General features: G+C 68.8%; 11 protein-coding genes and 4 pseudogenes. 9 read left to right on the plus strand and 6 right to left on the minus strand.

What is annotated here, in order from left to right:
* Positions 1–128: 128 nt before the first annotated feature.
* Positions 129–1,067, minus strand: coding sequence for a sigma-70 family RNA polymerase sigma factor (locus SSP24_RS41345; RefSeq protein ID WP_141316252.1), 939 nt, complete (start codon positions 1,065–1,067; stop codon positions 129–131).
* A 10-nt stretch (positions 1,068–1,077) separates the two neighbouring features.
* Complete coding sequence (locus SSP24_RS41350; RefSeq protein ID WP_141316254.1) at positions 1,078–2,268, minus strand: NAD(P)/FAD-dependent oxidoreductase; 1,191 nt, start codon at positions 2,266–2,268, stop codon at positions 1,078–1,080.
* 189 nt (positions 2,269–2,457) lie between these two features.
* Between SSP24_RS41350 and SSP24_RS41355 the strand changes: the two genes are divergently transcribed.
* Complete coding sequence (locus SSP24_RS41355) at positions 2,458–3,342, plus strand: alpha/beta hydrolase (protein WP_141316256.1); 885 nt, start codon at positions 2,458–2,460, stop codon at positions 3,340–3,342.
* 180 nt (positions 3,343–3,522) lie between these two features.
* On the opposite strand, the gene SSP24_RS41360 is transcribed toward SSP24_RS41355, so the two are convergent.
* Positions 3,523–4,362 carry an alpha/beta fold hydrolase gene (locus SSP24_RS41360; protein ID WP_218037151.1) on the minus strand — a complete coding sequence of 280 codons (840 nt, stop codon included), beginning with the start codon at positions 4,360–4,362 and terminating at the stop codon, positions 3,523–3,525.
* A gap of 70 nt (positions 4,363–4,432) precedes the next feature.
* Here SSP24_RS41360 and SSP24_RS41365 point away from each other — a divergent pair, with 70 nt between their 5' ends.
* Both SSP24_RS41365 and SSP24_RS41370 read left to right on the plus strand, forming a co-directional pair.
* On the plus strand, positions 4,433–5,383 hold the full coding sequence (locus tag SSP24_RS41365) for a GlxA family transcriptional regulator (RefSeq protein ID WP_218037152.1): 951 nt from the start codon (positions 4,433–4,435) through the stop codon (positions 5,381–5,383).
* Between the two features lie 65 nt (positions 5,384–5,448).
* Positions 5,449–5,649, plus strand: a complete 201-nt coding sequence (locus tag SSP24_RS41370) for a DUF1737 domain-containing protein (protein WP_141316258.1) — start codon at positions 5,449–5,451, stop codon at positions 5,647–5,649.
* Between the two features lie 240 nt (positions 5,650–5,889).
* Here the strand turns inward: SSP24_RS41370 and SSP24_RS41375 are convergent, their stop codons facing one another.
* Positions 5,890–6,486, minus strand: coding sequence for a TetR/AcrR family transcriptional regulator (locus tag SSP24_RS41375; protein WP_218037153.1), 597 nt, complete (start codon positions 6,484–6,486; stop codon positions 5,890–5,892).
* A 151-nt stretch (positions 6,487–6,637) separates the two neighbouring features.
* Between SSP24_RS41375 and SSP24_RS41380 the strand changes: the two genes are divergently transcribed.
* The 5 genes and pseudogenes from SSP24_RS41380 (at position 6,638) to SSP24_RS45055 (ending at position 8,527) form a co-directional block, all read left to right on the plus strand.
* Positions 6,638–7,102, plus strand: coding sequence for an ester cyclase (locus SSP24_RS41380; RefSeq protein ID WP_141316262.1), 465 nt, complete (start codon positions 6,638–6,640; stop codon positions 7,100–7,102).
* Positions 7,099–7,593 (plus strand): DUF3237 domain-containing protein, encoded by a 495-nt coding sequence (locus SSP24_RS41385; protein WP_141316264.1) that lies wholly within the window; start codon positions 7,099–7,101, stop codon positions 7,591–7,593. Before SSP24_RS41380 ends, SSP24_RS41385 begins: the two co-directional genes overlap by 4 nt.
* Positions 7,594–7,837: 244 nt before the next feature.
* Positions 7,838–8,188: pseudogene (locus SSP24_RS41390) on the plus strand (tetratricopeptide repeat protein); the annotation flags it as partial.
* A gap of 61 nt (positions 8,189–8,249) precedes the next feature.
* Positions 8,250–8,411: pseudogene (locus SSP24_RS41395) on the plus strand (transposase); the annotation flags it as partial.
* A complete protein-coding gene (locus tag SSP24_RS45055; protein WP_268255087.1) occupies positions 8,405–8,527 on the plus strand; it encodes a hypothetical protein in 123 nt (40 codons plus the stop codon). The pseudogene SSP24_RS41395 and the gene SSP24_RS45055, both read left to right, overlap by 7 nt.
* Here the strand turns inward: SSP24_RS45055 and SSP24_RS45505 are convergent, their stop codons facing one another.
* Together SSP24_RS45505 and SSP24_RS41405 are read right to left on the minus strand one after the other, a co-directional pair.
* A complete protein-coding gene (locus SSP24_RS45505) occupies positions 8,528–9,040 on the minus strand; it encodes a helix-turn-helix domain-containing protein (RefSeq protein WP_373306693.1) in 513 nt (170 codons plus the stop codon). It lies immediately after the preceding gene.
* Positions 9,020–9,414: pseudogene (locus tag SSP24_RS41405) on the minus strand (LysR family substrate-binding domain-containing protein); the annotation flags it as partial. The pseudogene SSP24_RS41405 and the gene SSP24_RS45505, both read right to left, overlap by 21 nt.
* A 207-nt stretch (positions 9,415–9,621) precedes the next feature.
* Between SSP24_RS41405 and SSP24_RS45510 the strand changes: the two are divergent.
* A pseudogene (locus tag SSP24_RS45510) lies at positions 9,622–9,855 on the plus strand (ATP-binding protein); the annotation flags it as partial.

The raw sequence follows: 9,855 nt of genomic DNA on the forward strand, positions 1-9,855 counted from the left end.
CCCCCGGGAGAGGACGAACGCCCGGTCAGCTAGGCGCGACAGTGTCCCAAACGGGCCAAATGCAGCGCGGAGGCCGAAGGGACGCCGTCCTCGCTCCGACCCAGGTCACCGGATTCCGGTGGCTCCGGTCACCATGCGTTGATGACCGGCGCGTCTGGTTCCTGCTGCCGCCAGGTCTCGTTGAGGCGCCCGAGCCGGTCCGCAGCGGCGATGCCGCGCAGGGCCGCGACCTTGCCGTCGCTGACTTCGAACGCCACGGCGCCCACGACCCGGTCGTCGACCACGGCGAGGACGGCCGGGGAGCCGTTGACCCACGCGATGTGCATCGCGGGGGAGCCCCCGGCCAGCCGCCGCTTCGCCGGAGTGGGCTTGAAGCCGGCCCGCACGTAGGAGGCGACGCGCTCGCGCGTCTTGTACCGCAGCAGCCGCCTGGCCAGTCCGGCGCCGTCCGAGACCGCGGTCGCGTCGGCGGTGAGCATCGCCACCAGCCGTTCGGTGCGCCCCGACGTGGCCGCGGCGAGGAACTCCTCGACGATCCGGCGCGCGGACGCGGGGTCCACCTCGTCGCCGCCACGGCGCTCGGCGGCGATGCGGCGTCGGGCCCGGTGGACATGCTGCTGGCTCGCGGACTCGGTGATGTCGAGGATCCCGGCGATCTCGGCGTGGGGGTAGGAGAAGGCCTCGCGCAGGACGTAGGCGGCCCGCTCGACCGGCGAGAGGCGCTCCATGAGGGTCAGTACGGCCAAGGACACCGATTCGCGTTGCTCGAAGGTATCGGCAGGGCCGAGCATCGGGTCGCCCTCGAGGAGTGGCTCGGGCAGCCAGTCTCCGACAGCGCGCTCGTGGCGCGCCTGCGCCGAGCGGAGCCGGTCGAGGCAGAGATTGGTGACGACCTTGGTCAGCCACGCCTCCGGCACCTCGATACGTTCCCGGTCCGCGGCCTGCCAGCGCAGGAACGCGTCCTGCACGGCATCCTCGGCGTCGGCGGCCGAGCCGAGCAGACGGTACGCGAGCGAGGCCAGCCGGCCCCGGCTGGCCTCGAATCGATCGATGGCTGCGCTGTCCATGCGGAGAAGCCTATGCGGCGACCTTCACACCGGCCCGGTCGGGCGCGGTGGCCAGGCGGCGCTTGCGCTTCGGCATGCCGAAGGTCGGGTGGGCGATGCCCCACCCGGCCCCCTTGAGCACGCCCGACTTGAGCCGCGCGGCGGTCCGGCCGCCCAGGTACCAGGACTTCGACCGGGCGTCCCCGTCCACCATCTGGAAGATCGCGTCCCGCCGCCCGAGGCTGATGTGGTTGCCGTGGTACTTCAGCCCGGTGGTCGGGACCTTGCTGCCCGTCAGGCGCGCGATGATCGCGGCGGTCGCCTGCATGTTGGTGTAGCCGGCCGAGGCGCAGGACATCGGCAGCGGTCGGCCGTTCTCGCCGATCGCGTAGGCGCAGTCACCGGCGGCGTAGACGTCCGGGTGCGAGACCGAGCGCATGGTTCGGTCGACGACGATCTGGCCGGTCTCGGCGACCTCCAGGCCGCTGGCGGCCGCGATGGGGTGTACGGCGAACCCCGCCGACCACACGGTCACGTCGGCCGGGATGGACGTACCGTCGGCGGCGATCGCCCGTGTCGGCTCGACGGCTTCGATGCCGGTGTGCTCGTGGACGGTGATGCCGAGCCGGTCGAAGGCCTGGCGCAGGTGACGGCGGGCCTTCGGGGAGAGCCAGGCGCCCAGCTCACCGCGGGCGGCGAGCGCGACCGAGAGGTCCGGCCGGGACTCGGCGAACTCGGTGGCGGTCTCGATGCCGGTCAGCCCCTCACCGACGACCAGTACGGTGCCTCCCTCGCCCAGGCCGGCCAGGCGCTCGCGCAGACGCAGCGCCGAGGACCGGCCGGTCACATCGAAGGCGTACTCGGCCACGCCGGGGACGCCATGGTGGGCTACGGAGCTGCCGAGCGCGTAGAGAAGTGTGTCGTACGCGAGCTCGCCGTCACCGTCCTCGCCGGTCACGGCGACGGTCCTGCGCTCAGGGTCTACGCCGGTGACGCGCGCCAGGCGCAGCCGCACCCCGGTGCCCGCGAATACGTCGGCGAGCTTGCGGAACGCGAGGTCCTGGCCGATCGCGAGCTGGTGGAGCCGCATCCGCTCCACGAAGTCGGGCACGGCGTTGACGACGGTGATCTCGGTGTCGGCGGGGGAGAGCCGGCGGGCCAGGTTTCCGGCGGCGAAGGCCCCGGCGTATCCGGCGCCGAGTACGACGATGCGGTGCTTCATGGCGATGCTCCTGTCTCGTTCGCGTGCCCCTTGAACGAGACGGCGCCCCGATTGCTGACAGAAGCCGAGTGTGACGCGGGTCACCGAACCAAGACCGAGATGGCTTCCCAATGGAGAAGTCAAGCCGTGCGGGGCCATGGGCACTAAACCCCTTTGAGACACTTCGCGATCTCTCCTAGGTTGGCCCGCGTGACGATCGAGGTGCCCTACCAGCCGCTTCCGGTTGATCAGTCGGACGTTCGCTACGTCCATGGCCCCGACTCGGCTGTCCAGCCCGGCGTGCCTGTCGGCGAGACGATCGAGTTCGACTGGAACGACAGCGCGATCTACCCAGGAACGTCCCGGAAGTTCTGGGTTCACGTGCCCGCCCGGTACGACCCCTCGCAGCCGGCGTCGCTGATGGTGTTCCAGGACGGATGGTGGTACCTGAACCCCGAAGGGGAGGTCCGCGGGGCGATCGTCCTGGACAACCTCGTCCACCGTGGCGACATACCGGTCACGATCGGCGTGTTCGTCGACCCTGGCGTTTTCCCAGACGCTGAGGATCCGAAGAACCGCAACGCCGAGTACGACGCATTCGACGATCGGTACGTCAGTTTCCTACTGAGCGAGATCATCCCTGAGGTCACGAAGCGGTACTCGATTGCCGAGGTTCCCGATCGGTGGGGCATCTGCGGTGGCAGTAGCGGTGGCAACTGCGCCTTTACCGCAGCATGGCTGCGCCCGGACAAGTTCCGCCGCGTCATCGGGTACCTGTCCAGTTTCGCGCAGATGCCCGGCGGCAACCCGTACCCCGAGCTGATCCCCAGCGTTTCCCGCAAGCCGCTGCGCATTTTCCTGCAAGCGGGTCATCGTGATCTACGCTGGAACGAGCCCGAGGCGAACTGGCTCGCCAACAACTTGCGTGTCGCGGCAGCGCTGGCGGAAGCCGGATACGACTTCCGCCTCGTCCTGGGCGACGGCGGCCACAGCCCCAACCACGGTGGTGTCCTGCTCCCTGATGCCTTGCGCTGGCTGTGGCGGTCGGACGATCACCCGCACCAGCCGGTCGGCTGGGGTGGGGCGACTTCGTAGTAATGCGTCCGGGAGTTGTGGTCGTAGCGGCGTCCGTGGCGTCGTATTGGAGCACGAAGTCGTCGATGCGGTCGGCGAGGTCCTGGCGGGAGGTGAACTCGCCCCGGCATGCGGTGGCGACGAAACCCACCCGTAGTGACCGAAACGACAACGGCAGCTCACATACCGCCCACTCAGCCTCTACGCCGTGAAGAAGTCAATGAGTGCGCGCGCGATCTGTCCGGGCGCGTTCTCCGTGGGGATGTGCCCTGCATCCGGGACACGTATGAGTGTGGTGTGCGGGATCTCCGAGGCGAACCGTTCGGCGTACTCCACCTTCTGGAAGCCGTCGTCCTCGCCCCAGATCAGCAACTTGGGTGTCGCGTTGTGCCGCAGGGCGGGAACGGCATCGCGGGTGTAGCGGTTGTCGGCCGCGCCCACCATGGCCATCCAGGAGCGGCGCACCCGCGCATCGGTCCACGGATCCAGATAGTCCGCGATCCGCTGCTCGGTGGCGGCACCAGCCAGCGCTGCTGTCACGGCTTGCCGGCGGGCGGCGAGAATCTCGTCGGCGGTGGTCGCGGCGACGACCTCCGGGTCCCGGAACCGGGCCACGCTGGACACCGGCCAGGAGTCGTAGGTGACCGAGTTGACCAATGCCAGCCGGGACACTTCCAGTCGATCGTGGACGAGGATGTGCTGGGCGACGGCGCCACCGATGTCATGACCCGCTACGGCGATCGGCCCGGAGAGCTTCAGCGCGGAGGCGAATCGCGCCACCCAATCCGCGAGGGCTGGCACCGCGCCCGTTTCCAGGGTGAGTTCGCCTCCCGAGCGCCCAAGTCCGGGAAGGTCGACCGCGATGGGCCGCAGCCCCGCCTCGGCGAGGCGGTCCAGCACCGGAAGCCAGACCCTGCTCCAGTACGTTCCGTGCAGCAGCAACACGGCCGGGCCGTCCTGGTCCACGGTCAGATAGCTGGCCATCTCGCCGTCGACCTGTATCTCGGTCCGTAGCACTGCCGTTTCGACGATTTCACTCATGGGTCCACTGTGACCGGGGCGGGCCTCCACGCCGAGAGTCTGGAAAGACACCCTCGGGTACATTCCTGCCATGACCCCTCATCGGGTGGTGGCCCTGCTCACCCCGCCGCAGTCGCCCTTCGAGCTGGCCTGTGCCTCCGAGGTCTTCGATACCGCCCCGCAGGACGGGCCGCCCCGCTACAGCTTCCGGGTCTGCGCCGAGCGTCCCGGCCCCCTGCCGACCACCGCCGGCTACGCGATGCTCGTCGAGGCGGGGCTGGCCGCCCTGCGGGAGGCGGACACCGTGGTCGTCCCCGGCTGGCAGCCGCCCGGCGCACCCGTACCGCCGGACGTCACCGAGGCGCTGCGGGGCGCCCACCGGCGCGGGGTGAGGATCGTCGCTATCTGCACGGGCGCGTTTGTCCTCGCTCAGGCCGGACTGCTCGACGGGCGCCGTGCCACCACCCACTGGCGCAGCGCCGCCCGGTTCGCCGCCGCCTTCCCCGAGGTGCAGGTGGATCCGGACGTGCTCTTCGTGGACCACGGCGACGTGGCGACCAGCGCCGGGACCGGCGCGGGCATCGACCTGTGCCTGCACCTGGTGCGTTCCGACCACGGCGCGGCGTACGCCGCCCAGATCGCCCGGCGCATGGTCCTGCCACCGCACCGGGAGGGCAGCCAACTCCAGTACGCCGCACAGCCCGCACCGGCCAGGGCGGACGAGTCGTTGGCGCCACTGCTGGAGTGGGCCACCTCCCACCTCGACACCCGGCTGACCCTCGACCACCTCGCCGAACGCGCCGGACTGTCCAGCCGAACCCTCGCCCGGCGGTTCACCGAACAGCTCGGCATCAGCCCGGGACAGTGGGTGCTCGGCCGGCGCCTTGAGGCGGCACGGATACTGCTGGAACAGACCGACCTTCCGGTGGAAGCCATCGCCACCCGGGTCGGACTCGCCTCGGCGGTCAACCTGCGTCGCCGTTTCCGGGTACATCTCGGCACCACACCCGGCGCTTACCGACGGACCTTCAGCGAAACCTGATGATGCAACTGGGCGTAAGTGGCCCACCGGTTCGGCGAGCGGCTGCGTCTGGGATCCTTCTTTCCATGAGCACACCACCTGACGGATTGCCGATCTACCGAGTCTTGACTGGGCCGGATGACGCCACGTTCTGCCGGCGTGTGAGCGAAGCGATGGATCTTGGCTACGAGCTGCACGAAGGCCCCGCCGTCACCTTCAATGGTGAGCGTGTCATCGTCGCTCAGGCACTGGTCTGGCCGACACGGGCGTCGAACCCCGGTGCGTAGCGGTATTCGCGATCAGCCGTGACGTGAGAAGGGCGGCACGGGTTGGCTACGCGTGCTCTGCGGCTCTGTGACGTAACTTCGGGATTCTTGAAGCGCTCTCACTTCGTCCGACCGATCCGCTCAGGCGCTCCCCCACTCCTCGCGGTCCCTGTCCTCGTCGGCGGCATGGCGGCGGCCTCCGCCACCCCGTGAAGTGCCACGCATTGGCCGTCGAGGCGCCTCACGTGCGGGGGTCGCCTGTCAGTGCGGGGGTGCAAGGAACCCGTCGACCACGCAGCGAACCTTTGAGACCGCGTCACTTTCACCCAGGCGCAGTGCGGTGTTTGCTGCGTTGAGCACGGCGTCGATCTGGAAGACCGTGAGGTCCACGTCCAGTTGGGCGATCTCCCCGGTGTTCACGGCGCAGCCGAGTTCGCCGGCGAGGAGAGCGAGCCAGGTGCGGCGGTGGAGCAGCAGGGTGTCACGGACCTTCCCGGGCCGGCTGTCGAAGTCGGGAAGGCAGGCAGCCCAGAAACAGCCTCCGGCGAACAACGGCGCCTCGATGTAGGAGATCCAGCGTTCCGTCAGTGCGCGGAGCCGGGCGGTGCCCGGCTGAGCGGTCTGTGCGGGGCGGATGACCGCTTCGGCGAACTCTTCGCGCGCCGACTCCGCGACCGCGAGCTGCAGGTTCTCCTTGGTCTTGAAGAGCGTCTGGATGCCGCTCTTGCTCAGCCCCAGGTCGGTGGCCAGACGGCCGATGCTGAGCCCGTTGAGCCCTTCCAGGGAGGCGACGTCGACGCCGTGGCGCGTGATCTTCTGCCGGGTCCGGGCACCGCGGACGAGGCGCTGGTCCGCCACGGTCGCGTCTGCTGCTTCCGTTGAAGACACGGCCACTTGTTGCCCTCGACTCCCTGAGTGCTCGTTCATCGACTCCATCCTGTCATGCGCTTGCCTCAAGCATACGATCGATCGTACGTTTAATTTGCAAGCATGTTGAAGGAGGCACCTAATGCATGAACAACGCAGGTTCGAACTGGCGCACGCGCTCGCCGTCGCCAAGAGCCGACAGGACGTTCCAGCCGCCCTGCGGCTCCTCCACCCCGACATGGTGCTGGAGACCCCGGCCTTCGGTACGACGTCTCGGGGCCTGGCCGAGAACGAGAAGGCGTTACGGCGGTTCTTCGCCTCGTTCCCCGACTACGACGTCGTCCTGCACGGCCACGCGAACAACGGCGACACGCTCGTGTGCTGGGGTACAGCGCGGCTGACCATGACGGGCAACCGGTTCGGTGCTGTCCCCAACGGCGAACGTGCTGAGATACCGGTGTTCATCCAGTTCACCTTCAAAGACGACCTGATCGCAGGAGAACGCTTCTTCTTCGACCTGGCGACGCTGTGCGCCCAGTCGGGAGTCTCGACGGACGCGGTTCAACAGAGGCTGTTCCCCGCGATCGCAGGAGGCGACGCGGCATGACGGCAGACCCGCGTGTGAAGGACGTCGGCGAGATCCGGACAGCGCACCTCTTCGACATGGTCGTCGAACTGAACCCCCGCCTGCCCATCGGCAGCGGCCCGTTCGGTCGGCGCGTCCTCTTCGGCGCCGCAGGAGGTACGTTCAACGGCCCCAAGCTGCGCGGCGACGTCCTCCCCGGTGGGGGAGACTGGGCGCTGTTCGCCCCCGACGGAGCGATGACCCTGGACGTACGCCTGACACTGCGCACCCACGACGGCGCCCTCCTGCACATGACCTACGGCGGCCGCTGGGTCACCCCGCCCGAGGTGCGCGAGGCCCTGGCCGACCCCGACGAGCGGTACCGGATCGACCCAGCCCACTACTACTTCCGGACCAACCCGCTTTTTGAGACGGGGGCAGAGCCTTACGCATGGCTCAACGACACAGTCTGCGTCGGGTCGGGATACTTCGTCGAAGGCGGCATCGCCTACAAGGTCTTTCAGATCCTGTGACGAAACGTCATGGCGGGATAGGTCGGGGCGCGAGGGCCCTCCGTGTGCAAGGATCTGCGCCGCGCCCACCGGCCCTCAACGTCGTGCAAACCACCGGCGCTGTCCCCAACGCCATCGGTGGTCCTGCCTGAACTCCTGAGTCAAGGGCGTCTACGCCCCGTCCACCGTCGGGCCGCGCAAGAAAGCTGTCCCAACCCCCACACCGCCCAACCGACCTGGTCCTCCTGGTTGAGGGCGGGCGACTGACGTACTGGGCCTGGAGGCGGAGGCTCTCCCCTTCTACGAAGGCAGCCTCAGCGGATCAGGGCTGGCGGACGAGGAACGCCGAGGAGCTCTCCTCGGCCTCGGCAGCACCTACCGGGTACTCGGCCGGTACACCCAGGCGGTCAGCATCCTCCGCCAAGGCTCGGCCGAGTTCCCCGATGACGGGGCCTTGCAGACCTTCCTCGCCATGGCCCTGTTCAACACCGGCCAGCACCACGAAGCCATGCAAATCCTGCTCAGGCTACTCGCCACCACCAGCGAAGACCCTCACGTGCGCCAGTATCGGCGGGCTATCGAAACGTACGCCCAAGATCTCGACGACACCGTCTGAGCCGCACGGCTCTTCCGTTCTGGATGTCATCTCACTTGGTTGGCTCGATGGGCTGTCGGTCGTGGTGGGGATCGTTGGGCGGCTGGTGCCGGACGAGTTGTGGGAGTTGTTCCAGCGCGTGGTGCCGGAGGCGCCGTCGCGGCCGCAGGGTGGCGGGCGACGCCGGCACGGAGACCGGGAAGTGCTGGCGGCGATCGCGTTCGTGGCCACGTCAGGATGTACGCCAAGCGGCTCGTCATCACGACCGGCGCGAAGAAGGGCCAGCACCGCTCGCCCGCCACCGTCATGCGGATGCTCCGCGAACACGACGAGCGGGCCGCCACGGCGGCGAGTACATGATCACTCGGCTATTGTGCGGCTGGTGTCTGGGCTAGGACTCCAGGGCCGAGTCCGCAGGACAGTTGCGGTAGACGGCACAGATGTCGACGGCGCGGGTGAAGAGGTCCGGGGGCGTCCGGACGGGTGAGCCAGCCGCGGACCAAGTGGGGCTTGAGGTCGACGACGCCAAGGATCCATCCGACCTGCGAGGCGGACACTGCCAGGCCGGACGGCCGAAGGTGGCCAACAGCCGTAAGTGGGTCCACGTGCCGCAGGTCGGCGGGGCTGAGCCGGGAACGGCCACGTGGTCGGGGACGATCGGACAAAGCGGCCATCCGCTCGGTGGCGAAGCGTTTGCGGCCAGGCCCGGACGGTGTCCACATGCCGGCCGATCCGCCGCGCTATCGCAGCGTTCGACATCCCTTCGGCGCAGGCCAACACAGCCGCGGCCCGTTGGACCGGGCCCGTCGGCGCCGTCCGGGATGCGGCCGGCTCCTCCAGCCGGGCCCGCTCGTCAACCTCCAAAGCGATCACGAGGCGTGGGACCAGGGGATTTGAGTCGTTCTTACGACAGGCGACGGCGACTCGTGTGCGAGTGGTGTTGGGCTCGATCCTGCGGAAGGCAACGCCTTTGAGGCGGATGCGGCGGATGCCCTCCGGGGCCAGTGACACGCCAAGCCCAGTTTCTACCAGGCCGCAGACGGTCTGCCATTCCACGGCGCGCTGCGCCACCCGGGGGGTGAAGCCTGCCGCGATGCACAGGCTGGTGATCTGGTCGTACAGCGGCGGGCCTACGGCGCGAGGCAGAAGCACCAAGGGCCAGTCCGCCAACTGCTCGATGTGGACGGCGCGTTGGGCTGCGAAGGGTGCGCAGACGGCAGGACAGCCACAAACGGCTCGGTCAGCACGATCGCGTGTCGCTGACGAGCTCCCGGACCACGGGCTCGGAGGCTCACGTGGTGGCCTGATCACGAAGGCGTCCCGAGATCGTCCGCCCGGCGGCCCAACTCCGCAGCTACGGATAACCGGGATCACCAGTACTCGGTCATCCAGTCCGTGGAACGTAAGGCAAACTATCGGTCGGCGTCACACCCCGAGGCGCCCGCCTCGCGCGATACCTCGCCCTCGACCAACTCCGCGCCTGGGGGCTCCCGTACGACTCCGATGCCGCACAGGCCACCGCGGTGATCGTCGCGGAACTCGCTGCCAACGCCGTCACCCACGGTCGCGCACCGGGCAGAGACTTCGAACTGCGCCTCTCCCTCGTCCCTGGCCGTGTCCGCATCGAGGTCACCGACACCCGTACGGTGCGCGCGGAGATCGATGTGCCGGGTTGGCTGTCCCTGTCC

The sequence above is a fragment of the Streptomyces spinoverrucosus genome (assembly GCF_006539505.1).
GTDB lineage: Bacteria > Actinomycetota > Actinomycetes > Streptomycetales > Streptomycetaceae > Streptomyces > Streptomyces spinoverrucosus.

Bases quoted from the DNA above. Each gene is read 5' to 3' on its own strand.
- SSP24_RS41345 (WP_141316252.1), bottom strand. From the start codon at position 1,067: ATGGACAGCGCAGCCATCGATCGATTCGAGGCCAGCCGGGGCCGGCTG.
- SSP24_RS41350 (WP_141316254.1), bottom strand. From the start codon at position 2,268: ATGAAGCACCGCATCGTCGTACTCGGCGCCGGATACGCCGGGGCCTTC.
- SSP24_RS41360 (WP_218037151.1), bottom strand. From the start codon at position 4,362: ATGAGTGAAATCGTCGAAACGGCAGTGCTACGGACCGAGATACAGGTC.
- SSP24_RS41365 (WP_218037152.1), top strand. From the start codon at position 4,433: ATGACCCCTCATCGGGTGGTGGCCCTGCTCACCCCGCCGCAGTCGCCC.
- SSP24_RS41370 (WP_141316258.1), top strand. From the start codon at position 5,449: ATGAGCACACCACCTGACGGATTGCCGATCTACCGAGTCTTGACTGGG.
- SSP24_RS41380 (WP_141316262.1), top strand. From the start codon at position 6,638: ATGCATGAACAACGCAGGTTCGAACTGGCGCACGCGCTCGCCGTCGCC.
- SSP24_RS41385 (WP_141316264.1), top strand. From the start codon at position 7,099: ATGACGGCAGACCCGCGTGTGAAGGACGTCGGCGAGATCCGGACAGCG.
- SSP24_RS45055 (WP_268255087.1), top strand. From the start codon at position 8,405: ATGTACGCCAAGCGGCTCGTCATCACGACCGGCGCGAAGAAGGGCCAG.